The organism is Xanthomonas boreopolis, from assembly GCF_046529185.1.
Classification (GTDB): domain Bacteria; phylum Pseudomonadota; class Gammaproteobacteria; order Xanthomonadales; family Xanthomonadaceae; genus Pseudomonas_S; species Pseudomonas_S boreopolis.
In genome coordinates this window covers 103,097-125,941 of the sequence record NZ_CP097162.1, presented here as the reverse complement: position 1 = coordinate 125,941, position 22,845 = coordinate 103,097, and the positions used below count along the sequence as shown (strand labels likewise).

Here is a 22,845-nt window from a genome sequence, read left to right as displayed (position 1 = left end):
CCGGAGGCCGCCGTGGACCGTCGCCGTTTCCTTCGCTCCCTGCTGGCCGGCGGGGCCGGGCTTGCCGCCGGCGGCGCGTTGCTGCGCAGTGCGCCAGCCCAGGCCGGCGACAGCGCCGGCTTCGCCGCCGGCCTGCGCGAACACCCGTGGCTGGTCGGCTGGCGCAGCGTACGGAACGAGACGCTCGGGCCGGCGACGGTGGCGTTGCAGGGCCGGCTGCCGGCCGGCTTCGCCGGCACGCTGTACCGCAACGGCCCGGCCTGGACCGAGCGCGCCGGCTTCCGCTACGACCACTGGTTCGACGGCGACGGCATGGTGCATGGCTGGCACTTCGGCGGCGACGGCACGCTGACCCACCGCGCGCGCATGGTCGCCACGCCCAAGTTCGTGCGCGAGCAGGCCGCCGGGCGCTTCCTGTATCCCACCGCCGGCACGGTGGTGCCGGACATGCAGCCGATCCGCAACAACGACGACGCCAATGTCGCCAACACGTCGGTGATCACGATCGGCGGCCGCCTGTTCGCGATGAGCGAGGCCGGCTCGGCGTTCGAGCTCGACCCGGACGAACTCGGCACGCTCGGCCCGGTCACCTGGCGCCCGGACCTGGCCACGGTGCCGTTCTCGGCGCACCCGCTGGCCGACCGCGACGGCAGCCTGTGGAACTTCGGCTCGATCGGCCTGATGGGCGGCACCGGCCTGATGCTCTGGCGGATCGGCGCGGACGCCACGCTGCGCCAGGCGCAGGTGCTGGACACGCCGGTGCAGGGCTACCTGCACAGCTTCGCGATGACCGACCGTTACCTGGTGTTCGTGCTGATGCCGTTCCGCTACGCCGGCAGCGGCGCGTTCTTCCAACGCCTGCGCTTCACGCCCGACGCGCCGTGCCGGATCGCGGTGGTGCCCAAGGATGCGCTGGACGCGCCGCGCTGGTTCGAGGCCGATTTCGCCGCGGTCTACCACTTCGCCGACGCCTACGAGCGCGGCGGGGAGATCGTGGTGCGCGCCGTGCAGCACACCGACATCGACGAGGCGCGCTCGCCGATGCAGGCGGCGATGCACGGCAGCGGCGACGCGCGCAACTCGCAGGCGCGCGTGCGCACGCTGCACCTGGACCTGCGCCACGGCGCGGCGCGCTGGCGCGACCACGACGTGGCCAGCATCGAGTTCCCGCTGTTCGACCCGCGCACGCCGGGCGACCGCGGCGCGCGCCTTTATGCACCGTGCATGGAAGGCCGCCACGACACGCCGTACTTCAACGCGGTGGCCGGCTACGACCTGGAGCGCGGCCGCAGGCAGGTGCACCGCTACGGCAGCGGCATCATGGCCGAGGAGCACGTGTTCGTGCCGCGTCCGGGCAGCCACCGTCCCGACGACGGCTGGCTGGTCGGCACGCTGCTGGACGCGGACCGCCAGCGCAGCGGCATCGCGGTGCTCGATGCGCGCCATATCGACGATGGCCCGCTGGCGACGGCATGGCTACCGTATGCGGTGCCGCTCGGCTTCCATGGCCACTTCGCCCGCGCCTGATCGTTCCGGAGCCCCTTATGCCCGCACTCTCGCCCCACCTCCCGTTCTTGCTCCTCAACCTCGCCTGGGGCGGCTACGAGATCCTGCTCGGCCACCGCCGCCGCGCGGCCGACGGCGGCGCGCGCGACCAGGGCACGCTGAAGATGCTGTGGCGCGTGCTGTACGGCGCGATCGCGCTGGGCGTGGCCGTGTCCTTCCTCCGCTCCGGGCGCTTCCCCGCGGCGTGGATCGAGCCGTTGCGCTGGAGCGGCTGCGTGCTGGTCGCCGGCGGCCTGGCGTTCCGGATCTGGGCGATCCGCACGCTCGACCGCTGGTTCACCGTCGACGTGACGATCCAGCAGGACCAGCCGTTGATCCAGCACGGGCCGTATCGCCGGTTGCGGCATCCCTCCTACACCGGCGCGCTGCTGGCGTTCTGCGGGCTCGCCCTCGGCCTGGGCAGCGTCCTGTCGGTGCTGGCGATCGTGCCGGCGGCGACCTGGGCGTTCCTGCGTCGCATCCGGGTCGAGGAAGCGGCCTTGCGCGAGGCGTTCGGCGCGCGCTACGACGCCTATGCCGCCACGCGCTGGCGCCTGCTGCCGGGAGTGTGGTGATGGGAAGCCGCGACCTGCTGCTGGCCTGCCTGCACCATCTCGCCTTCCTGCTGCTGGTGGCGAGCCTGGTGGCCGAATGGGTGCTGTTGCGGCCGGTGCCGCGCGGCGAGGCGCTGGCCCGGCTCGGGCGCATCGACGCGCTGTACGGGCTGTCGGCCGTGGCGGTGCTGGCGGTGGGCGCGCTGCGCGTGGCCTACGGCCTCAAGGGCGCCGGCTACTACCTGCACAACCCGTGGTTCTGGACCAAGCTGGGCCTGTTCGCGGCGATCGGCCTGGTGTCGATCTACCCGACCATCGCTTTGCTGCGCTGGCGCCGCGTGCAGCGGCTCAGCCCGGATTTCGCGCCGGACCCGCAGGAACTGTTGCCGGTACGCCGCTGCGTGGCGCTGGAATTGGCGCTGCTGCCGCTGCTGTTCGTCGCCGCGGCGCTGATGGCGCGCCATGGGCTGTTCTGATTGGACATACCAATTTAACCTTCGGACATGGCCGCCACGAAAGGATTTCCTGGTAGTTAAGATCGAAGACTGCCATACTTGTCGCCATGATTCCGAACATTGGTAATACCAATGTCATCCATCGCGAGCATGGCCACGCATACACCGACGCAGTCCGCTGACGGGCAGGGGAGCGCGACGCCGCGCCTGTCCGACCGGGTGGCCGAGCAGTTGCGCAACCTGATCGCCGAGCGCGGGCTCCAGCCTGGCGCGCGCCTGCCGGCCGAACGCGCGCTCGCGCTCGCGCTGGGCGTCTCGCGCACGGTGCTGCGCGAGGCGATCGCGCAGCTGTCCAGCCAGGGCCTGCTGCGCGCCCGCGTCGGCGGCGGCACCTACGTGCAGGGCCCGCCTTCGCCCGAGCAGGTGCTGGCCGGGCCGATGGCGCCGTACCTGTCGCTGTTCCAGGCCGACCCGGAGTACCGCTTCGACGTGCTGGAGATCCGGCACGCCCTCGAAGGCGCCGCCGCCTGGCACGCCGCGCAGCGCGCCACCGAGGCCGACCACGCGCGCATCCGCGCGGCGTTCCAGGCCCTGCAGGCCGCGCACGGCAGGAACGACCCGGCCGGCGAGGCGCGCGCCGATGCCGATTTCCACCTGGCCATCGCCGAGGCCGCGCACAACCTGGTGCTGCTGCAGGTGATGCGCGGCCTGTTCGAGCTGTTGCAGACCAACATCTCGCAGAGCCGGCAGAAGCTGTTCCTGTCGCCGCGCACGTCCGAGCCGCTGGCGGTGCAGCACCGCGCGCTGATGGACGCGATCCTCGCCGGCGATGCCGAACGCGCGCGCGATGCCGCGCACGCCCACCTGGAATTCGTGCATACCTCGCTGCGCACGCTCGACGATGACGAGGCGCGGCGAGCGCGCGCCTCGCGCCTGCCTCCCGTACACCGCCCATGATCATCTCCTCGCCCACCGACTACCGCGCCGCGGCGCAGCGCCGGCTGCCGCCGTTCCTGTTCCACTACATCGACGGCGGCGCCTATGCCGAGCACACGCTGCGGCGCAACGTCTCCGACCTGGGCGACATCGCGCTGCGCCAGCGCATCCTGCGCAACGTCTCGGACCTGTCGCTGCGGACGCAGCTGTTCGGCGAAACGCTGGCGATGCCGGTGGCGCTGGCGCCGGTCGGCCTGACCGGCATGTTCGCGCGCCGCGGCGAGGTGCAGGCGGCGAAGGCGGCGACCGGCAAGGGCATCCCGTTCACGATGTCCACCGTGTCGGTGTGCCCGATCGAGGAAGTGGCGCCGGCGATCGGGCGGCCGATGTGGTTCCAGCTGTACGTGCTGAAGGACCGCGGCTTCATGAAGAACGCGCTGGAACGCGCGCAGGCCGCCGGCTGCTCGACGCTGGTGTTCACCGTGGACATGCCCACGCCCGGCGCGCGCTACCGCGACGCGCACTCGGGCATGAGCGGCCCGAACGCCTCGCTGCGGCGCATGCTGCAGGCGGTGGCGCACCCGCGCTGGGCCTGGGACGTGGGCCTGTGGGGACGCCCGCACGACCTCGGCAACGTCTCCCGCTACCGCGGCCACCCGACCGGCCTGCAGGACTACATCGGCTGGCTCGGCGCCAACTTCGACCCGTCGATCTCGTGGAAGGACCTGGAGTGGATCCGCGCGTTCTGGAAGGGTCCGATGGTGATCAAGGGCATCCTCGACCCGGACGACGCGCGCGATGCGGTGCGCTTCGGCGCCGACGGCATCGTGGTCTCCAACCATGGCGGGCGCCAGCTCGACGGCGTGCTGTCCACCGCGCGCGCGCTGCCGGCGATCGCCGACGCGGTGAAGGGCGAGCTGAAGATCCTGGCCGACTCCGGCATCCGCACCGGCCTGGACGTGGTGCGCATGCTCGCGCTCGGCGCCGACGCGGTGCTGCTCGGCCGCGCCTTCGTCTACGCGCTGGCCGCGGCCGGGCAGGCCGGCGTGGAGCACCTGCTGGGCCTGATCGAGAAGGAGATGCGCGTGGCGATGACGCTGACCGGGGCCCGGTCGATCGGCGAGATCGGCCGCGATTCGCTGGCGCGGGTGACGCGCGAGAACACGGTCTCGCCCTAGCGCGCCGTCGCGAGACCGCCATGAACGCTTCTCCCGTCCCGTCCGGGGTGCTGCTGCGGCAACTGCGCGAAGCGGTCGGCGCCGCGCACGTGCTGACCGGCGAGAAGGCCACGCGGCGCTACCGCAAGGGCTACCGCTTCGGCGACGGGCCGGTGCTGGCGGTGGTGCGGCCCGGCACGCTGCTGGAGCTGTGGTCCGCCCTGCAGGCGATCGTCGCGGCCGGCCGCATCGTGCTGATGCAGGCCGCCAACACCGGCCTGACCGGCGGCTCCACCCCGGACGGCGACGACTACGACCGCGAGATCGTGCTGGTCAGCACGCTGCGCCTGGCGGGCATACGCCCGATCCGCGACGGCCGCCAGGTGGTCTGCCTGCCCGGCGCGACGCTGGACCGGCTGGAACGGGCGCTGCGCCCGCTCGGCCGCGAGCCGCACTCGGTGATCGGCTCCTCGTGCATCGGCGCCTCGGTGCTCGGCGGGATCTGCAACAACTCCGGCGGCGCGCTGGTGCGGCGCGGGCCGGCCTACACGCAGCTGGCGCTGTACGCGCAGGTCGGCGAGGACGGCGTGCTGCGCCTGGTCAACCATCTCGGCATCCGCCTCGGCGACACGCCCGAGCGGATCCTTGCGCGCCTGCAGGCCGGCGACTACGACGAGGCCGACATCGTCGACGACCCGGCGCTGGCCGCGTCCGACCCGCTCTACGCCCGGCACGTGCGCGACGTCGACGCGCCCACCCCGGCGCGCTTCAACGCCGACCCGGCGCGCCTCTACGAGGCCTCCGGCTCGGCCGGCCGGCTGTGCGTGTTCGCGGTGCGGCTGGACACCTTCCCGCGCGAGGATTCCACGGTCTTCTACGTCGGCAGCAACGATCCGGCCGACCTCACCGCGATCCGCCGCGAGCTGCTCACCGCGCTGGCCGAACTGCCGATCGCCGGCGAGTACATCCACCGCGACGCCTTCGACATCGGCGAGAAGTACGGCAAGGACACCTTCCTGCTGATCGACCGCTTCGGCACCGACGTGGTGCCCCGGGCGTTCGCGCTGAAGAGCCGCGTCGACGGCTTCTTCGAGGCGTTGGGCCTGCGCGGGGTCGCCGACAGGGCATTGCAGGCGCTGGTGGCGCTGCTGCCCCGCCACCTGCCGCGGCGCATGCGCGAGTACCGCGACCGCTTCGAGCACCACCTGCTGCTGCGCGTGTCGGCCAAGGACGCGCCCTGGACCGACGCCTTCCTCCGGCGACACTTCGCCGGCAGCGGCACCGGCGCGTATTTCCGGTGCGACGCCGAGGAAGGCCGCAAGGCCTTCCTGCACCGCTTCGCGGTGGCCGGAGCGGCGGTGCGCTACCGCGAGGTGCATCGCGACCGCGTGGAGGACATCGTCGCGCTGGACGTGGCGCTGCGCCGCAACGACCGCGACTGGGTGGAGACGCTGCCGCCGGCGATCGAGGACGCGCTGGTGGCCAAGCTGTACTACGGGCATTTCTTCTGCCACGTGTTCCACCAGGACTACATCGTGAAGAAGGGCCACGACCCGCTCGCGATCGAGCACGCGATGTGGGGACTGCTCGACCGGCGCGGCGCCGAGTACCCGGCCGAGCACAACGTCGGCCATCTCTACCGCGCCAAGCCGGCGCTGGAACGGCACTACCGCGCGCTCGACCCGACCAACACCTTCAACCCCGGCATCGGCCAGACCTCCAGGCAGAAGCATTGGGGCGACCACTGCGGCGGGCATTGAGGCCGCTCACCGTCTTCGCTTTGCTTCTTCCTTCGCCTTGCTCCCCGCGGGAGCGGCTCTGGGTGCCCCAGGGCCATCGGCCGCGAAGAAGCCTTCCCGATCCCCGTCCCCGCAAGGGATCCCCGTGGGAGGGGCTTCAGTCCCGACAGCGACTGCTGCACAGGCCTCCCCGCCCCGAGGGACCAGGGAAAGCCCCATCGGGACTGAAGTCCCTCCTACACCTGAGTTTGGTTCCCGCGTTCGCTTTTCGTGGGAGCGACTTCAGTCGCGACGGGCTTTCCCGGAAAACCCCCATCGCAACGGAAGCCACTCCTACCGGAAAGCGGGCAAGCGCTGCCGCAGCTGCGCGATCCCCTCCCAGGGATCGGCCTTCAGCCGCTTCGCGCGCGCCAGCGCCTTGTCCGGCGGGAACGCCCGCGGCGAGGCGATCCGGCCCAGTTCCTCCCAGCGCAGCGGCACCGCCACCGCCGCCGGCTCGCGCGCCCGCAGCGCCCACGAGCACACGCTGGTGCTGCCGCGGCCGTTGCGCAGCCAGTCGACGAAGATCACTCCGCGCCGCTTCTGCTTGCTCATCGTCGCGGTGTAGCGGTCCGGCGCGGTGCCCGCCAGCGCCTGCGCGAAGGCCTCGCAGAAATCGCGCGCCTGCGCCCAGTCCGGGCCGGGCGCGATCGGCACCACCACGTGCAGGCCCTTGCCGCCGGACAGCCGCACGAAGCTCTCCAGCCCGGCTTCGCGCAGGCGCGCGCGGATGTCGCGCGCGGCGGCCTTGACCTCCTTCCAGCCCACGCCCTCGCCCGGGTCGAGGTCGAACACCAGCCGGTCCGGATGCTCGGGGTCGTCCACCGTCGAGCCCCACGGGTGCAGCTCCAGCGTGTTCATCTGCACCAGTTCCAGCAGGCCGGCCACGTCCTCGATGTAGAGGTAGTCCTCCACGCCGCTCTTCTGGCGCAGCGCGACCGCATGCACGTGCGGGCCCAGCGCGCGGCTCTCGTGCTTCTGGAAGAAGCATTCGCCGCCGACGCCGTCCGGGCAGCGCAGCAGGGACAGCGGCCGCCGCGCGACGTCCGGCAGCAGCCACGGCGCGATCGCGCGGTAGTAGTCGGCGACCTGCCCCTTGGTCATGCCCGAGCCGGGGAACACCACGCGGCCGGGATGGGTGATGCGCACGTCGTCCTCCGCCATGCCGCGTTCCTCCGTCCGCGAGGGAGCCTTCGCCTTGCTGCGCGGCCTGGCTTCCGCCGCTGCCGCCGGCGCCGGCCCCACCTCCTCCAGCGGCTTGTCCTCGCGCAGGCGCTTGAAGCTGGCCTGGCGCAGCAATCCCTCCTTGGCCCAGCCGCGCATCGCGACCTCCACCACCAGCCGCGGCTCGACCCAGTGCACGGTGCGCAGCGGGAACGGCACGTGCGCGGGCAGCTCGACCGGCGCGGTGGCGGTCGCGCGCGCCTCCAGCATCGGCATCAGCCGTGCCAGCATCGCGTCGTCGAAACCGCTGCCGACCCGGCCGACGTAGCGCCAGCCCGCGCCTTCCGGGCGCGCCAGCAGCAGCGAGCCGAAGCCGCTGCGCGAACCCTTCGGGTCGGTGTAGCCGACCACGACGAACTCGTCGCTGCTCTCGTGCTTGATCTTCAGCCAGTCGGAACTGCGCGCGTTCACGTAGTGCGCGTCCACGCGCTTGCTGACGATGCCCTCGAACCCCTTCTCGCCGCTGGCGGCGAACACCTCCGGGCCGTGGCCGACCACGTGGTCGCTGTAGGCCAGCGTGCCGGGCCGCTTGCCGAGCAACTGGCGCAGCAACGCCTTGCGCTCGACCAGCGGCGCGCGCGACAGGTCCACCCCGGCCACGCCCGGCAGGTCGAACACGAGGTAGCGCAACGGCTGCCGGGAGGTACCGTCCAGCACCCGTTGCAGCGCCGAGAAATCGCTGCGGCCCTCGGCGTCGAGCACCACCAGCTCGCCGTCCAGGCGCGCGTCCGCGACCGGTAGCGCCTCCACCGCCTTCACCACTTCCGGGAAGTTGCCGGTCCAGGTCAGCCCGCCACGCGAGCGCAAGGTCGCCTTGCCGTCGACCAGGTCGGCCAGCAGCCGGTAGCCGTCCCATTTGATCTCGTGCAGCCAATCCTCGCCCGGCGGCGCGTGCGCGCGCGACATCGTCAGCTGGGCGGTGAAGCCCGGCGGATACGGGCGATCGCGCGCGCCCGGCAAGGCCAGCGCGCGCGCGTGCCAGTTAGCGTCCTTGCCGTGCCGTGCGCGCCGGGGCGCGGCCGGCGCCCCGGCGCCCTCGCGTTGCTTCCGGCTCGCCGCCGCGCTACCGGCGCGCGGCTTGCGCCGCGGCCGCGCCCCGATCAGGTCGTCGGCGTCCAGCGCCGCGGCGGTGCCGTCGTCGCGCTTGATCAGCAGCCATTGCGGCTGGCGGCCGCGCAGCGCGGTGCGCACCAGCTTCCAGCCGCCCTCCAGCTTTTCGCCGTGCAGGACGAAGTCGAGCTTGCCGGCGGCGATCGCCTCCAGCGGGTCGCCCTCGCACGACCAGGTGCCGTGGTCGAACACGTCGACGTGGCCGGCGCCGTAGTGGCCTTCCGGGATGTCGCCCTCGAACGTGGCGTAGGACAGCGGATGGTCCTCCACCTGCACCGCCAGGCGCTTCTCGCCGGCGCGCAGCGAAGGCCCCTTCGGCACCGCCCAGCTCTTGAGCACGCCGTCGGCCTCCAGGCGGAAGTCGTAGTGGCGCGTGCTGGCATGGTGCAGCTGCACGACGAAGATCGGCCGCCGCGACGGGGCGCCGGCGGCGTCGCCGCTCGGTTCGGGCGTGCCGCCCTGGCGGTCGAAGCGGCGCTTGCGCTGGTAGTCCCGCAGCGACACCGATCACCCCGTCTTGCGGGCGCGCCGGGGGCTCTTCTTGGCGGCCTTGGCCGGCTTCTTCTTCGCCGCCTTCCGGACCGGCTCCTTGGCCGCGGCCTTCTTCGCCGGCGTGCGCTTCTTGGCGTCCAGGCTCTTCTGCAGCAGCGCCATGAAGTCCACCACGTTGGTGGCCGCGTCCTCGCGCGCGACCGGCTCGTCCTCGATCCGCGTGGTGCCGCCCTTCTGCTTGATGCGCTTGCGCAGGATGTCCTGCAGCCGCTCGCGGAACTCGTCGTGGTAGTCGTCGGGCTTCCAGTCGCCGGACATCGACTCCACCAGCTGCGAGGCCATCGCGATCTCCTTGTCGCTGATGCGGTACTTGGACAGGCTCTCGCCCGGCAGGCGGTATTCCTCCGGATCGACCAGCTCCTGCGGATAGCGCAGCAGCAGCAGTACCAGCGCGTCGCCGTGCGGCATCACCGCGGACAGGTATTCGCGGGTGCGGATCACCACCCGCGCGATGCCGACCTTGCCGGCCTTGCGCAGCGTCTCGCGCAGCAGCACGTAGCCCTTCTCGGCCTTCTTGCCCGGCACCAGCAGGTAGGGTTTCTCGTAGTAGCGCGGGTCGATCGCGTCGGCGTCGACGAAGGTCTCCACCTCCACGGTCTCGTGGCTTTCCGGCGCGGCGGCGCGGATGTCCTCCTCCTCGAGCACGACGTAGCTGCCCTTCTCGTACTCGAAGGCCTTGACGATCTCCTTCCAGGGCACTTCCTCGCCGGTCTCGGCATTGACCCGCTCGAAGCGGATCGGCGAGTTGTCGCGCGAATCGAGCATGCGGAAGTGCAGGTCGGTGCGGCGCTCGCCGCTCATCAGCGACACCGGCACGTTGAGCAGGCCGAAGGAGAGGGTCCCCGACCAGATCGGCCGCGCCATCAGTGCCGCGCCTCGTGCACGGCCGCGACCGGGATGTGGTCCAGCGCCAGCCACGCGTCCTCCACCACCGGGCGGGCGCGCCGCCAGCTCAACCGCGAGGAGCCGCGCATGCGCTCCCACTGCGCGGCCAGCTCGTCCTCGACGCCGTCCTGCGGCGCGCGGGGCCAGTCGGCGGCGTGGGTGAGCAGGGCGAAGGCGTAGGCCGGGTACAGGTCGCGCCAGCTCGGCCCGCCGCGCCGGCGGCGGCGCCGGTAGTCGGCCAGGCTGTAGTGGCGGAAATCCTGGGCCACCCCGCCGGGTTCGGGCTGGGGCAGGCTGCCGGGCAGCGCCGCGGGCGACGACGGTTCGAGTTGGGCAAACAGGCGGCGGTCGGGGCGACGTTCGAAGGTGCGCATGGCACGGCTCCGGCATCGGCGGAAGGGGCGTCCAGCTGTAGCGCCGCCGCCGTTAGCGAGGCGTGACAACCGGCATGCGCCATTGGCGCGGTTTTCACCGGCATGGCGGTGGACTGCACGTCCCCGCTGCATGCATGGAGGTACGCCATGTCACGGTCACGCGATCCGCTCCGCGGACAACCCTCGCCCCCGGGCGAGCAGCGCGGCAAGCACGACACCCAGGAGGCTGAGGACCGCGGCGCCGGGCGCGATCCGGGCGAGGCCCTTTCCGGCGAGGACGAGCGCCCGGCGCGGCTGCCCGGCCGCGTGGCCGGCGAGATCGGCAGCGGCCTGACGGTCGACGCCGAGGCCGGCCCGGACCCGGCCAAGTCGCGCGACCGCAAGGACCCGCCGGAACGGCCCGGCGCGGGCTCCCGCGAGGACCCGGAGCAGCGCGCCCGCCGCAAGCAACACGAGAGCGAGAACCAGGACGAGGCGCTGGAAGAGACCTTCCCCGCCAGCGACCCGACCTCGCCGTTCGTGCCGGCCAAGGCGCCGGATTGAGCCTGTCCGGCTGCGCGGCGGGTCAGACCCGGCCCGCCGCGCGCAGGGCCGCGAGCTCGGCCTCGGTGAACAGCCGCGAGCGCACCAGGAAGCGCACGCCCTCGCCGTTCTCCAGCGAGAACATGCCGCCGCGGCCTTCCACCACGTCGATGACCAGCTGCGTGTGCTTCCAGTACTCGAACTGCGCGGGTCCGATGTAGAAGCGGGCGCCCCCGATCCGCCCCAGCAGCACGTCGCGGTCGCCGACGACGAACTCGCCGACCGGGAAGCACATCGGCGACGAACCGTCGCAGCAGCCGCCGGATTGGTGGAACAGCAAGGGGCCATGCCGGGCGCGCAACCGTTCGATCAACGCCAGCGCGGCGGGCGTGGCCACCACCTGGGCCGGCACGGGAGCTTCGGGCACGGGATCGGGGGAGTGCATGGCACGCTCCTGCGGCAGGGCCGGCGCAAGCCCCCGGCGCCGCACCCGCGGGAGGGCACGGGCACGACGCCGGGTTCGCTCATGCGGCCAGGTCGAGCACGATGCGGCCTTCGATCCGGCCCTGGTGCATGCGCCCGAACACGTCGTTGATGTTCTCCAGCCGGTCGGTGGCCACCGTCGCCTTGACCTTGCCCATCTCGGCGAACTCCAGCGATTCCTGCAGGTCCAGCCGGGTGCCGACGATCGAGCCGCGCACGGTCACGCCGTTGAGCACCATGCCGAAGATGTCCAGCGGGAACTGGCCCGGCGGCAGCCCGTTGAGCGAAATCGTGCCGCCGCGCCGGACCATGCCGATCGCCTGCTCGAAGGCCTTCGGCGAGACCGCCGTGACCAGCGCGCCGTGAGCGCCGCCGATCTCCTTCCTGAGATAGGCCACGGGATCGGCGGTCGCGGCGTTGACCGCCACCGCCGCGCCCAGCCGCCTGGCGAGGTCGAGCTTGGCGTCGTCCACGTCGACGGCGGCCACGTTCAGGCCCATCGCCTTGGCGTACTGCACCGCCATGTGGCCGAGGCCGCCGATGCCGGAGATCACCACCCAGTTGCCGGGACGGGTGTCGGTCATCTTCAGGCCCTTGTAGACGGTGACGCCGGCGCACAGCACCGGGGCGATGTCGACGAAGCCGATGTTCTTCGGCAGGTGGCCGACGTAGTCGGCGTTGGCCAGGGCGTATTCGGCGAAACCGCCGTTGACCGAGTAGCCGGTGTTCTTCTGGCCCTCGCACAACGTCTCCCAGCCGCCCAGGCAGTGCTCGCAGTGGCCGCAGGCCGAGTACAGCCACGGGATGCCGACGCGGTCGCCTTCCTTGACGTGGCCGACGCCCGCGCCCACCGCCACCACGTGGCCGACGCCCTCGTGGCCGGGGATGAAGGGCGGGTTCGGCTTCACCGGCCAGTCGCCCTCGGCCGCGTGCAGGTCGGTGTGGCAGACGCCGCAGGCCTCGATCTTGACCAGGATGTCGCCGGCGCCGGGCCGCGGCACCTCGACTTCCTCGATGGCCAGCGGCTTGCCGAACTCGCGGACCACTGCGGCCTTCATCGTCTTGTTCACATCGCGCTCCTAGGTCGTGTCGTTGGGAAAGTACTGCCGGCGCGCGGCCGGAAGCGTTGATCCGGATCAATCGCGCTCCGGGCGGAAGGCGCTCCCGCCCCGGGGGCGAGGACGCGAGTCCCGCCCCCGGGAAGGGGAAGGCCGCGGGCTTCAGAAGAAGCCCAGGGCCTTGGGCGAGTAGCTCACCAGCAGGTTCTTGGTCTGCTGGTAGTGGTCCAGCATCATCTTGTGGTTCTCGCGGCCGATGCCGGATTGCTTGTAGCCGCCGAACGCGGCATGCGCCGGGTAGGCGTGGTAGCAGTTGGTCCACACCCGGCCTGCCTGGATCGCGCGGCCCACCCGGTACAGGCGCGAGGCGTCGCGGCTCCACACGCCGGCGCCGAGCCCGTACAAGGTGTCGTTGGCGATGTCCAGCGCCTCGGCCTCGTCCTTGAACGTGGCCACCGAGACCACCGGCCCGAAGATCTCCTCCTGGAAGATGCGCATCCGGTTGTGCCCCTTGAACACGGTCGGCTTGACGTAGAAGCCGCCGCTAAGCTCGCCGCCGAGCCGGTTGCGCTCCCCGCCGATCAGCACTTCGGCGCCCTCCTGCCGGCCGATGTCGATGTAGCTCAGGATCTTCTCCAGCTGCTCGGAGGAGGCCTGCGCGCCGACCATGGTGTTCGGATCGAGCGGGTTGCCCTGCCGGATGGCCGCCACGCGGGCCAGGGCCTTTTCCATGAACTTCTCGTAGATCGATTCCTGCACCAGCGCGCGCGAGGGACAGGTGCAGACCTCGCCCTGGTTGAAGGCGAACAGCACGAAGCCCTCGATCGCCTTGTCGAGGAAATCGTCGTCCTCGGCCATCACGTCGGCGAAGAAGAGGTTGGGCGACTTGCCGCCCAGCTCCAGCGTCACCGGGATCAGGTTCTGGCTGGCGTACTGCATGATCAGCCGGCCCGTGGTGGTCTCGCCGGTGAAGGCGATCTTGGCGATGCGGGGGCTGGACGCCAGCGGCTTGCCGGCCTCCAGGCCGAAGCCGTTCACCACGTTGAGCACGCCGGGCGGCAGCAGGTCGCCGATCAGCTCCAGCAGCACCAGGATCGAGGCCGGGGTCTGCTCGGCCGGCTTGAGCACCACGCAGTTGCCCGCCGCCAGCGCCGGCGCCAGCTTCCAGCACGCCATCAGCAGCGGGAAGTTCCACGGGATGATCTGCCCGACCACGCCGAGCGGCTCGTGGAAGTGGTAGGCGACGGTATCGCGGTCGATCTCGGAGATGCCGCCCTCCTGGGTGCGCACCGCGCTGGCGAAGTAGCGCAGGTGGTCGGCGCACAGCGGGATGTCGGCATTGAGCGTCTCGCGCACCGGCTTGCCGTTGTCCCAGGTCTCGGCGTAGGCGAGCAGTTCGAGGTTCTGCTCGATGCGGTCGGCGATCCTCAGCAGCAGGTTGGCGCGCTCGGTCGCGCTGGTCCTGCCCCAGGCGTCCCTGGCGGCGTGCGCGGCATCGAGCGCGGCCTCGACGTCGTCGGCGTTGGAGCGCGCGACCGAGGTGATGACCTTGCCGGTGATCGGCGTGGTGTCGTCGAAGTACTGGCCGCTCCTGGGTTCCACCCACCGGCCGCCTATGAAATTGCCGTAGCGCGGCTTGAAGATCGACTGCGGATCGGTGGCGAACGACTTGACGGACGTGACGGCATTCATGGATCGGGCTCCGGCTGTGAAGTGATGCCCTGGCGGGCGCTCCCTGCAGGCGCAAGACCGATGCCAACTTCGCGCTGCTGCATTGCATCAGCGCCGCCGGCCGCGCCAATGCGGGCGGTGGCGACGATCCCTGTTGCGACGCGTCACGCGCGGCGATTGCGCGCGGTCGGCGGTTGTGATGTTTATCGGGACAGTGATCGTTCGGACTGTCGCAATTTGCGACGGCGGGAGGCGGCTATGGCGGTGCAATCGCAGTCCAGGCTTGACCAGGCGCGGCGCTCGTTCTTCGAGCGCGGCAATGCCCCGGTCGGGCAGGTACCCGACACCATCCTGCGCTCGTGGCGGCGCTGCCAGCGCGCGGGCCTGGCCGCCGAACGCGCACCGGACATCGAACCGGTCGCGCCCGCGCGCCTGCGCGAGATGCGCGAGCGCCACGAACGGCTGTGGCGGCTGGCGCGCGCCGAACTGGAAGGATTGTCCGCCGATGCCGCCGCCGCCGGCAGCATCGTGCTGCTCACCGACGAGGCCGGCTGGATCCTCGACGCCGAAGGCAGCACCGGTTTCCTCGACAAGGCCGGCCGGGTCGCGCTGATGCCGGGCGCCTGCTGGGGCGAACACGTGGTGGGCACCAACGCGATCGGGACGGCGATCGTGGAGGCGCGGTCGGTCGAGGTGCGCGGCGGCGAGCACTACCTGGCGCCGCACGGCATCCTCAGTTGCTCGGCTTCGCCGATCCTGGATCCCTACGGCCGGGTCGCCGGGGTGCTGGACATCTCCGGCGACGCGCGCATCCCGCACCTGCACGCGCTCGGGTTGGCGCGCCGCGCGGTCGCCAGCATCGAGCACCGCTGGTTCGACGAGGGCATCGCCGACGCCGAGTTGCTGCGCATCCACCACGACCCGGCCCTGCTGGGCACGGCCCACGAGGGCCTGCTGGCGTTCCGGGCAGGACGGTTGGTGGCCGCCAATCGCGCGGGGCTGCAGCTGTTCGGGCTGGATCGCCACGAGATCGGCCGGGCGCGCTTCGAGGCGCTGTTCGAGGAACCGCTCTCGCGATTGCGCGGCGACGGCGCCCTGTTCGATCGCCAGGGCCGGCCGCTGTACGGCACGGTCGACGACGGCGAGGCGCCGCGCCGGCGCTCGCACGCGGCGCCGGCACGCTCGCGTGCGCCCGGTGGCGTCGCGCCGTTGTTCGACGCGGCCGGCGAAGCGCTGCTCGCCCGGGCCCGGCGGGTGCTCGACGCCGGCCTGCCGGTCCTGGTGCAAGGCGAGACCGGCAGCGGCAAGGAGGTGTTCGCGCGCGAGTTGCACCGGCGCTGCGCGCGGTCCGGCAAGGCCTTCGTCGCGGTCAACTGCGCGGCACTGCCCGAGACGCTGATCGAGGCCGAGCTGTTCGGCTACGAGGAAGGCGCCTTCACCGGGGCGCGCAAGCAGGGCAGCCCCGGCCTGCTGCGCCAGGCCGACGGCGGCGTGCTGTTCCTCGACGAGATCGGCGACATGCCCCTGGCGCTGCAACCGCGCCTGCTGCGCGTGCTGCAGGAACGCGAGCTGTCGCCGCTCGGCGGCGGCAAGCCGGTCAAGCTGGATTTCGCGCTGGTCTGCGCCACCCACCAGGACCTCGAACGGGCCATCGCCGAAGGCCGCTTCCGCGCCGATCTCTACTATCGCATCGCCGACCACGTGGTACGGCTGCCCGCGCTGCGCGACCATGCCGACCGCGGCGCGCTGGTCCAGGCGCTGTGGGCGCAATTGGCGCAGGGCCGCCGCCTCTCCGCCGACGCGCTCGACGCGCTCGCCGGCTACGGCTGGCCCGGGAACCTGCGGCAACTGGCGGCGTGCCTGCGCACGCTGGTGGCGCTCAGCGATCCGGGCGATATGCTCGGGCGCGACGCGTTGCCGGCCTACCTCGCCACATGGCGACCGGCGCCTTCCCCGGCCCTCGCGCAGGCGGAGGCCGGCCGGCTCGACGCCTTGCAGGAAGCGGCGATGCGCCAGGCCCTGGCCGACTGCGGCGGCAACGTCACGCGCGCCGCGCGGCGGCTCGGCATCAGCCGCAGCACGCTGTATCGCAAGCTGGGAGCGGGAGGGCAGGGCCGAGCGGCACCCGATGCTTCATGACGCGCATGCCGCGGCATGGCGCCATGCCTTGCCGCGGATCCTCGGCGGCATCGTTCCGCATGCCGCCGGCGGACGCCGGCAATACCCGCGGACTGGTACGCGGCGATCGCCGCGATGACGCCGGCAGGCGCGGCGCACGGCCGCATGCGCTCAGACCGCCGCCAGTATCCGCTGCCGTTGCGCGGCACGTTCCTCGTCGTCGATCAGGCCGGCGCCATGCAGCTCCTCGAGCTGGCGCAATCGCGCCGGCACTTCGCGCGCACGCATTTTCCGCATCGCCATCGCATGGCCGAACCACGCTCCCAGCGCCGCGCCGACGAGCAGCGGCACGAGCGCGATGAGCAGCAGCAGCGTCGAAGTACTGACCATCCGTTGTCTCCCTCCTTCGTACCGGCCGTACCTTATGCCGGCGCGCCGCCGCCGGCAACGCGCGTGCCGCCCGCCGGCCTCAACCGCCGCCCTGGAAGAACCGCGCAAGCTCGGCGAGGTCCTGCGTCTCCGTCGTGCCGCGGCCGCCGGACAACCGGAGCCGCGGCTCGGCCACGCGCGGGGAAGGCACCTTGCCGTCGCCGTCGATGTCGCGCGGATCGACGATGCCTTCGAGCTGCACGTAGCCGCCGGCGCCCGACAGGGCCTTCTGCCCGCGCACCAGCCAGCGGCCGTCGTACAGCTGGCGGATCACCGTGACCGTCATGCCGCCATCGCCGCGCCGCAGCCAGCCGGCGAGCGGGTTGCCGGGCGCGCCATCGCGCGCGGCGTCCTCGAACCGCACGTGCAGCCACCGGCCGACCACGCCTTCCCGTCCGGCCGGTGATGCGTTCGACACGACCGGTCCCGGCGCGTATTCCACCGCCGTCTGCGTCATCGGCCTGGCTTCCTTGCGCCGTTCGCGGTAATCGCCGATCGACTGCCGCAACTGCATCGACTTCATGTACAGCGGATAGCAACCACTGCACGAGAGCACGGGCAACAGCACCAGCGGCAACGCGGGAATCTTCATCGGCATGGGCGGAGCGGGAGGGCAAGCGCGGCCGCGGCGGGACCGAAGACCCGCCTGCCGGCGCATCGGGAGGCATCGCCCGATCCCCGACCGGGCCCCGCGATTGTTGCCGCCGGGCATGGCCCGGGTTTGCCGGCGCGGCCAAACGCCGCCACACGGAGCCGCGTCGCGGCTCAGCGTGAACCTGCGCGCCCGCTCACTCGCGCCCGGCTCCGAACTCCCACTGCAAGCCGACGGTATAGCTCCGCGACGGGCCCGGTTCGTAGTAGCGCCCGTTGCCGTCGTTGACGATCACCGAGCCGATGTAGTCGCGGTCCAGCGCGTTGTCGATGCGGGCGAACGCGCGCACCGCGCCGTGCGCGGTGTTCCAGCGCCGCGCCGCTTCCAGGTTGAGCAGGGTATAGCCCGGCGCCGAGGCGGTGGCGAGATCGTTGGCGAGGGTGTCGCCGGACGCCACGCCTTCGACCGCGAACTGCCACGCCGCCGGCTGCCACTGCCAGCGCGCGAACAGCTGCTGGCGCGGCACGCCCGGCAGGCGCGAGCCGGCCGCGACCAGTGCGTCGGGCACCGCGCAGCCGCTGGCGGCGCAGACCCGGTAGCCGTCGCGCACCGTCGCGTCGAGGAAGGTGTAGGCGAGCTGCAGCTCCTGGTCGCGGCCGACCGGCAGCAGGAAGTCCGCCTCCGCGCCCTGGCGGCGGGTGCGGCCGATGTTGCGGTAGGTGCTGCGGCCGTTGGTGTTGCTCGCCACGGCCAGCTCGTCGTCGGTCTCGGCGCGGAACAATGCCAGCTCCAGCCGCGCGCCGGCCTGGCTGCGCCACTTCGCGCCGAGCTCGTAGTTGCGGCTCTTGGCCGCGGCCAGGTCCAGCGCCAGGCCGGCGCCGCCGTCGTTGCGATAGCCCAGCTCGTTGAAGGTCGGCGTCTCGAAGCCGCGCCCGGCCGAGGCGTACAGGCGCAGGTCGTCGCTGGCCTTGAACACCAGGCCCGCCACCGGCGTGGTGGCCGCGTAGTCGCGGCGGCCGCTGTCGTCGGGGTTGCGCGCGGTGACGTAGCGGTCCACCGAGCGGAAGCGCACCTCGCTGTGGCGCACGCCCAGCAACGCCGACCAGCGTTCGCTCCATTGCCACCAGGCCTGGGCGAACTGGTCCACGTTCTCGACGGTATCGCGCTGGTCGCGGCGCAGGCCGCCCTTCACGCCGAGCGTGTCGCCGACGAAGTTCTCGTAGCCGCGGCGGTGCTGGCGCTGGCGGTCCACGTTGGCGCCGGCGGTCACGTCCAGCGGCCGGCCCAGCAGCTCGCCCTGCCAGGCCCAGCGCGCATCCGCGCCACCGTAGTCGCCGTCCAGGTCGATCACGCCGCCGGCATGCAGCGGATTGGCCTGCACCGCCTTCGGAATCGACTGGTACTGCTCGACCTCGCGCTGGCCGGCATAGGCCATCAGGCGCAGCGTCTGGGTATCGAATTGCTGGGTGAACACCGCGCCGGCCTGCGCCTGCCGCACCGACTTGCGCGTGTCGTACTGGTAGGCCACCGCCGTGGCCTGGCGCGGATCGGCCTTCGCCTGCGCCCAGGTCAAGCCGAGCGGGTCCTGCGCGTCGGGCGCGTCGAGGTAGTTGAACACCAGGTCGAGCCGGCTGCGCTCGGCCAGGTCGATGCCGAGCCGGGCGTTGGCCGAGTCGCGCCGCGCGCGGCTGTGGTCGCGCCAGCCATCGGTCTCGAAGTGGTTGGCAGCGATGTTGTAGTGGACCGGCCCCTGCTGCCCGAGCAGCTGCGCACCGGTGCTGGAGGTGCCGTACGAACCGTAGCTGGTACGCACCCGCCAAGGATCGCCGGGCCGGCCGTCGGCGCTCCACAGCTGCACCACGCCGCCGGAGGAATTGCCGTACAGCGCCGAGAACGGCCCGCGCAGCACCTCGATGCGGTCGGCGCCGAGCACGTTGAAGTGCGACAGTTGGGCCTGGCCGTCCGGCATCGTCGCCGGCACCCCGTCCACGTACAGGCGCACGCCGCGCACGCCGAAGGTCGAGCGCGCGCCGAAGCCGCGGATCGACAGCTGGGTGTCCTGGGCGTAGTTCTGCCGCTCGCGCGCGACCACCCCGGGGATGCCGTCGAGCAGCTCGGACGCCTGCGCGGCGCGGCCGTTCAGGTCGCGGCCCACGCCGACGGAGGTCAGCGAGGCGGGCAGGTCGAAATCGTCCACGTCCTGCACGCGCGCCGCCTCGACCTGCACGGCGGGAAGGGTGGCGGGCCGGTCGCCGGGCATTTCGGCATGGACGACCGGGGCGAGGCCGGCGGCCAGCAGGCCGCACAGCGGGAGGGGAGGGGCGCATCGCATCCGCGCATTCTCGCCCGGGCGGCGTCAAGGCCGCACCGTTTCCGATGAAACGCCTTGCCACCTGGGCCTGCCGGCCCTGTTACGATTGGCTGCTTTCCGGCCGCGCAAGGCGGCCGCGAGCGCCGGCAACACCCCACCTCCGCTTCCCAACGAGTACCGCCGTGTCCTTCTTTGCAAACGTGGAATTGGTCCCAGGCGACCCGATCCTGGGCCTGACCGAGGCCTACAACGCCGACAGCCGCCCCAACAAGGTCAACCTGGGCGTGGGCATCTATTACGACGAGAACGGCCGCATCCCGCTGCTGCGTTCCGTCTACCAGATCGAGCAGCAGCTCGCGCTGGACGCCAAACCGCGCGGCTACCTGCCGATCGACGGCCTGGCCGCCTACGACAAGGCCACCCAGCAGCTGCTGTTCGGGGCCGATTCCGCGCTGCTGGCCGCCGGCCGCGTCGCCACCGCGCAGACCATCGGCGGCTCCGGCGCGCTGCGCGTAGGCGCCGACCTGCTCAAGAAGCTGCTGCCCAAGGCCACCGTCGCCATCTCCAACCCGAGCTGGGAGAACCACCGCGCGGTGTTCGGCGCCGCCGGCTTCGAGGTGGTGGACTACACCTACTTCGACGCCGCCTCGCACGGGCTGGACTTCGCCGGCATGCTCACCGACCTGCAGAAGCTGGAGCCGGGCACCGTGGTGCTGCTGCACGCCTGCTGCCACAACCCGACCGGCGCCGACCTGACCCGCGAGCAGTGGCAGCAGGTCGCCGGGTTGCTCAAGGAGCGCCAGCTGTTCCCGTTCGTCGACATCGCCTACCAGGGCTTCGACAAGGGCATCGCCGAGGACGCCTACGCGGTGCGCCTGCTGGGCGAGGCTGGCATCGACAGCTACGTGGTCGCCAGCTCGTACTCCAAGTCGTTCTCGCTGTACGGCGAGCGCGTCGGCGCGCTGTCGGTGGTCGCCCCGACCGCCGCCGACGCCAAGGCCGTGCAGTCGCAGATCAAGCGCATCATCCGCACGATCTACTCCAGCCCGTCCACGCACGGCGCGCAGCTGGTGGCCGGCGTGCTGACCAGCGCCGAACTGCGCCAGGTGTGGGAGCAGGAACTGACCGAGATGCGCGAGCGCATCCACGCGCTGCGCGCCGGCCTGGTGCAGAAGCTGGCCGACCTGGGCGCGCCGGAGTTCGCCTTCATCCAGCAGCAGGCGGGCATGTTCTCGTACTCCGGCCTGACCAAGCCGCAGGTGGACCGCCTGCGCGAGGAGTTCGCGATCTACGCCGTCGGCAGCGGCCGCATCTGCGTGGCCGCGCTGAACCAGAACAACCTGGAGTACGTGGCCCAGGCCGTGGCGACGGTCAGCAAGAGCTGATCGCCGCGCGATCGAGAACGAAGCCGGGAGCGCGCAAGCCTCCCGGCTTTTTTCATGCCTTCCACCCGCCATCTCCCTGCAGGAGCCGCTGTTGCGGGAGCGACTTTTCTGGGAGCCGCTTTTCTGGGAGCAGCTTTTCTGGGAGCAGCTTTTGTGGGAGCGGCTTGTGGGAGCGGCTTGTGGGAGCGGCTTTTGTGGGAGCGGCTTTTGTGGGAGCGGCTTTTGTGGGAGCGGCTTTTGTGGGAGCGGCTTTTGTGGGAGCGGCTTTTGTGGGAGCGGCTTCAGCCGCGATGGGGCTTTCTCATTGCCCCCCCACATGGATGCGCAGGCTGTTGCAGAAGAATCTGCATGAAGGCCCCATCGCGGCTGAAGCCGCTCCCACAGAAGCCACCCCACCGCATTCCTGTGGGAGGGACTTCAGTCCCGACGGGCTTTACCGGGAAAGCCTGTCGGGACTGAAGTCCCTCCCACAAAGGCTCTCTATCCCTCATCCACTGCGGGGAAAGCTCCATCGCCGCCGACGGCCCCAGGCCACCCACCGGACATCCCCTCGCATCGAAATCTAACGCCACACCCGCGACAATAGCGGTCCACTTCCTACGCAAGGCCACCGCTCCCCATGTCGCGCACCTCGCTGACCCGATTCCTGATCGAAGAACAACACGCCGGCCGCATCGACGCCGAACTGCGCCAGCTCATCAGCATCGTCGCCCGCGCCTGCAAGCGCATCTCCATCGCGGTGAGCAAGGGCGCCCTGGGCGACGTGCTCGGCGACGCCGGCACCGGCAACGTGCAGGGCGAGGCGCAGAAGAAGCTCGACGTGCTCAGCAACGACATCCTGATCGAGGCCAACGCCTGGGGCGGCCACCTCGCCGCCAGCGCCTCGGAGGAGATGGAGCACAGCCAGCCGGTGCCGGACCAGTACCCGCGCGGCGACTTCCTGCTGCTGTTCGATCCCCTCGACGGCAGCTCCAACATCGACGTCAACGTCTCGGTCGGCACCATCTTCTCGGTGCTGCGCGCCCCGCCCGGCACCGAGAAGCCCGGCGACGAACACTTCCTGCAACCGGGCACGCGCCAGGTCGCGGCCGGCTACTGCATCTACGGCCCCAGCACGATGCTGGTGCTGACCCTCGGCCACGGCACCCACGCCTTCACCCTGGAGCGCGAGGAAGGCAGCTTCCTGCTGACCCAGCCGGACATGCGCATTCCCGAGGACACCAGGGAATTCGCCATCAACATGTCCAACCAGCGCCACTGGGAAGCCCCGATGCAGGGCTACGTCGCCGACCTGCTGGCCGGCAAGGAAGGCCCGCGCGGCAAGGACTTCAACATGCGCTGGATCGCCAGCATGGTCGCCGACGTGCACCGCATCCTCACCCGCGGCGGCATCTTCATCTACCCCTGGGACAAGAAGGACCCGGGCAAGCCCGGCAAGCTGCGCCTGATGTACGAAGCCAACCCCATGGGCTTCCTGGTCGAACAGGCCGGCGGCGCCGCCACCACCGGCCGCGAACGCATCCTGGAGATCCAACCCACCGGCCTGCACCAGCGCGTCCCGGTATTCCTCGGGTCGAAGAACGAAGTGGCCGAGGCGACGCGGTATCACCTGGACTACGACCGCGGCCAAGGCTGAGCTTTCTTCTCTGAGGGTTCGAAAATTCAGTATTTCCCCCGTTACACCCGCTACTGAGCGGGTGTAACTA

General features: G+C 71.5%; 19 protein-coding genes. 10 read left to right on the top strand and 9 right to left on the bottom strand.

Features of this window, described 5'->3' with window-relative positions; translation table 11 throughout:
• Positions 1–12 precede the first annotated feature (12 nt).
• The 6 genes from M3M27_RS00535 to dld all read left to right on the top strand — a co-directional run bounded on the left by M3M27_RS00535 (position 13) and on the right by dld (position 6,407).
• On the top strand, positions 13–1,527 hold the full coding sequence (locus M3M27_RS00535) for a carotenoid oxygenase family protein (protein ID WP_434026821.1): 1,515 nt from the start codon (positions 13–15) through the stop codon (positions 1,525–1,527).
• 17 nt (positions 1,528–1,544) lie between these two features.
• Positions 1,545–2,120, top strand: a complete 576-nt coding sequence (locus M3M27_RS00530) for a methyltransferase family protein (RefSeq protein WP_434026820.1) — start codon at positions 1,545–1,547, stop codon at positions 2,118–2,120.
• Entirely contained in the window at positions 2,120–2,575 is a 456-nt protein-coding gene (locus M3M27_RS00525) for a DUF2214 family protein (protein ID WP_434026819.1), read from the top strand. Before M3M27_RS00530 ends, M3M27_RS00525 begins: the two co-directional genes overlap by 1 nt.
• Positions 2,576–2,704: 129 nt before the next feature.
• Entirely contained in the window at positions 2,705–3,511 is an 807-nt protein-coding gene (gene lldR, locus M3M27_RS00520; RefSeq protein ID WP_434028062.1) for a transcriptional regulator LldR, read from the top strand.
• Complete coding sequence (gene lldD, locus M3M27_RS00515) at positions 3,508–4,668, top strand: FMN-dependent L-lactate dehydrogenase LldD (RefSeq protein WP_434026818.1); 1,161 nt, start codon at positions 3,508–3,510, stop codon at positions 4,666–4,668. The genes lldR and lldD overlap by 4 nt, the downstream gene beginning before the upstream one ends.
• 20 nt (positions 4,669–4,688) lie before the next feature.
• A complete protein-coding gene (gene dld / locus M3M27_RS00510; protein WP_434026817.1) occupies positions 4,689–6,407 on the top strand; it encodes a D-lactate dehydrogenase in 1,719 nt (572 codons plus the stop codon).
• Between the two features lie 312 nt (positions 6,408–6,719).
• On the opposite strand, the gene ligD is transcribed toward dld, so the two are convergent.
• From ligD to M3M27_RS00495, 3 genes are read right to left on the bottom strand one after another with little or no spacing between them, the layout of a single operon-like run.
• The gene (ligD, locus tag M3M27_RS00505; RefSeq protein ID WP_434026816.1) at positions 6,720–9,263 is read right to left on the bottom strand and encodes a DNA ligase D; all 2,544 of its coding nucleotides are present in this window, start codon (positions 9,261–9,263) and stop codon (positions 6,720–6,722) included.
• 3 nt (positions 9,264–9,266) lie between these two features.
• A complete protein-coding gene (locus M3M27_RS00500; protein ID WP_140724707.1) occupies positions 9,267–10,175 on the bottom strand; it encodes a Ku protein in 909 nt (302 codons plus the stop codon).
• The gene (locus tag M3M27_RS00495; RefSeq protein WP_218569728.1) at positions 10,175–10,570 is read right to left on the bottom strand and encodes a hypothetical protein; all 396 of its coding nucleotides are present in this window, start codon (positions 10,568–10,570) and stop codon (positions 10,175–10,177) included. Before M3M27_RS00495 ends, M3M27_RS00500 begins: the two co-directional genes overlap by 1 nt.
• 147 nt (positions 10,571–10,717) lie before the next feature.
• On the opposite strand from M3M27_RS00495, the gene M3M27_RS00490 reads away from it, so the two are divergent.
• The gene (locus tag M3M27_RS00490; protein WP_140724704.1) at positions 10,718–11,113 is read left to right on the top strand and encodes a hypothetical protein; all 396 of its coding nucleotides are present in this window, start codon (positions 10,718–10,720) and stop codon (positions 11,111–11,113) included.
• Positions 11,114–11,135: 22 nt separating this feature from the next.
• On the opposite strand, the gene M3M27_RS00485 is transcribed toward M3M27_RS00490, so the two are convergent.
• The 3 genes from M3M27_RS00485 to adh all read right to left on the bottom strand — a co-directional run bounded on the left by M3M27_RS00485 (position 11,136) and on the right by adh (position 14,325).
• Positions 11,136–11,537: a DUF779 domain-containing protein gene (locus tag M3M27_RS00485; protein ID WP_434026815.1), complete on the bottom strand. Its 402-nt coding sequence runs from the start codon at positions 11,535–11,537 to the stop codon at positions 11,136–11,138.
• 79 nt (positions 11,538–11,616) lie between these two features.
• The gene (gene adhP / locus M3M27_RS00480; RefSeq protein WP_140724698.1) at positions 11,617–12,645 is read right to left on the bottom strand and encodes an alcohol dehydrogenase AdhP; all 1,029 of its coding nucleotides are present in this window, start codon (positions 12,643–12,645) and stop codon (positions 11,617–11,619) included.
• 150 nt (positions 12,646–12,795) lie between these two features.
• Positions 12,796–14,325 (bottom strand): aldehyde dehydrogenase, encoded by a 1,530-nt coding sequence (adh, locus tag M3M27_RS00475; RefSeq protein ID WP_140724695.1) that lies wholly within the window; start codon positions 14,323–14,325, stop codon positions 12,796–12,798.
• 237 nt (positions 14,326–14,562) lie between these two features.
• Between adh and M3M27_RS00470 the strand changes: the two genes are divergently transcribed.
• The gene (locus M3M27_RS00470) at positions 14,563–16,443 is read left to right on the top strand and encodes a sigma-54-dependent Fis family transcriptional regulator (RefSeq protein WP_434026814.1); all 1,881 of its coding nucleotides are present in this window, start codon (positions 14,563–14,565) and stop codon (positions 16,441–16,443) included.
• A 150-nt stretch (positions 16,444–16,593) separates the two neighbouring features.
• Here the strand turns inward: M3M27_RS00470 and M3M27_RS00465 are convergent, their stop codons facing one another.
• The 3 genes from M3M27_RS00465 to M3M27_RS00455 form a co-directional block, all read right to left on the bottom strand.
• Complete coding sequence (locus M3M27_RS00465; RefSeq protein WP_434026813.1) at positions 16,594–16,812, bottom strand: SHOCT domain-containing protein; 219 nt, start codon at positions 16,810–16,812, stop codon at positions 16,594–16,596.
• Between the two features lie 79 nt (positions 16,813–16,891).
• Positions 16,892–17,449 (bottom strand): flagellar basal body L-ring protein FlgH, encoded by a 558-nt coding sequence (locus M3M27_RS00460; RefSeq protein WP_434026812.1) that lies wholly within the window; start codon positions 17,447–17,449, stop codon positions 16,892–16,894.
• 190 nt (positions 17,450–17,639) lie between these two features.
• Entirely contained in the window at positions 17,640–19,775 is a 2,136-nt protein-coding gene (locus tag M3M27_RS00455) for a TonB-dependent receptor family protein (protein ID WP_434026811.1), read from the bottom strand.
• 161 nt (positions 19,776–19,936) lie between these two features.
• Here M3M27_RS00455 and M3M27_RS00450 point away from each other — a divergent pair, with 161 nt between their 5' ends.
• Both M3M27_RS00450 and M3M27_RS00445 read left to right on the top strand, forming a co-directional pair.
• A complete protein-coding gene (locus M3M27_RS00450; RefSeq protein ID WP_434026810.1) occupies positions 19,937–21,139 on the top strand; it encodes an aromatic amino acid transaminase in 1,203 nt (400 codons plus the stop codon).
• 619 nt (positions 21,140–21,758) lie between these two features.
• A complete protein-coding gene (locus M3M27_RS00445) occupies positions 21,759–22,775 on the top strand; it encodes a class 1 fructose-bisphosphatase (RefSeq protein WP_434026809.1) in 1,017 nt (338 codons plus the stop codon).
• Positions 22,776–22,845 lie beyond the last annotated feature (70 nt).

Excerpts from the sequence above, each read along its gene's own strand:
- M3M27_RS00490 (WP_140724704.1), top strand. The coding sequence starts at position 10,718 with ATGTCACGGTCACGCGATCCGCTCCGCGGACAACCCTCGCCCCCGGGC.
- M3M27_RS00485 (WP_434026815.1), bottom strand. The coding sequence starts at position 11,537 with ATGCACTCCCCCGATCCCGTGCCCGAAGCTCCCGTGCCGGCCCAGGTG.
- M3M27_RS00455 (WP_434026811.1), bottom strand. The coding sequence starts at position 19,775 with ATGCGATGCGCCCCTCCCCTCCCGCTGTGCGGCCTGCTGGCCGCCGGC.
- M3M27_RS00445 (WP_434026809.1), top strand. The coding sequence starts at position 21,759 with ATGTCGCGCACCTCGCTGACCCGATTCCTGATCGAAGAACAACACGCC.
- lldR (WP_434028062.1), top strand. The coding sequence starts at position 2,705 with ATGGCCACGCATACACCGACGCAGTCCGCTGACGGGCAGGGGAGCGCG.
- M3M27_RS00495 (WP_218569728.1), bottom strand. The coding sequence starts at position 10,570 with ATGCGCACCTTCGAACGTCGCCCCGACCGCCGCCTGTTTGCCCAACTC.
- M3M27_RS00530 (WP_434026820.1), top strand. The coding sequence starts at position 1,545 with ATGCCCGCACTCTCGCCCCACCTCCCGTTCTTGCTCCTCAACCTCGCC.
- M3M27_RS00465 (WP_434026813.1), bottom strand. The coding sequence starts at position 16,812 with ATGGTCAGTACTTCGACGCTGCTGCTGCTCATCGCGCTCGTGCCGCTG.
- M3M27_RS00500 (WP_140724707.1), bottom strand. The coding sequence starts at position 10,175 with ATGGCGCGGCCGATCTGGTCGGGGACCCTCTCCTTCGGCCTGCTCAAC.
- dld (WP_434026817.1), top strand. The coding sequence starts at position 4,689 with ATGAACGCTTCTCCCGTCCCGTCCGGGGTGCTGCTGCGGCAACTGCGC.
- lldD (WP_434026818.1), top strand. The coding sequence starts at position 3,508 with ATGATCATCTCCTCGCCCACCGACTACCGCGCCGCGGCGCAGCGCCGG.
- M3M27_RS00460 (WP_434026812.1), bottom strand. The coding sequence starts at position 17,449 with ATGCCGATGAAGATTCCCGCGTTGCCGCTGGTGCTGTTGCCCGTGCTC.
- M3M27_RS00470 (WP_434026814.1), top strand. The coding sequence starts at position 14,563 with ATGGCGGTGCAATCGCAGTCCAGGCTTGACCAGGCGCGGCGCTCGTTC.
- M3M27_RS00525 (WP_434026819.1), top strand. The coding sequence starts at position 2,120 with ATGGGAAGCCGCGACCTGCTGCTGGCCTGCCTGCACCATCTCGCCTTC.
- adh (WP_140724695.1), bottom strand. The coding sequence starts at position 14,325 with ATGAATGCCGTCACGTCCGTCAAGTCGTTCGCCACCGATCCGCAGTCG.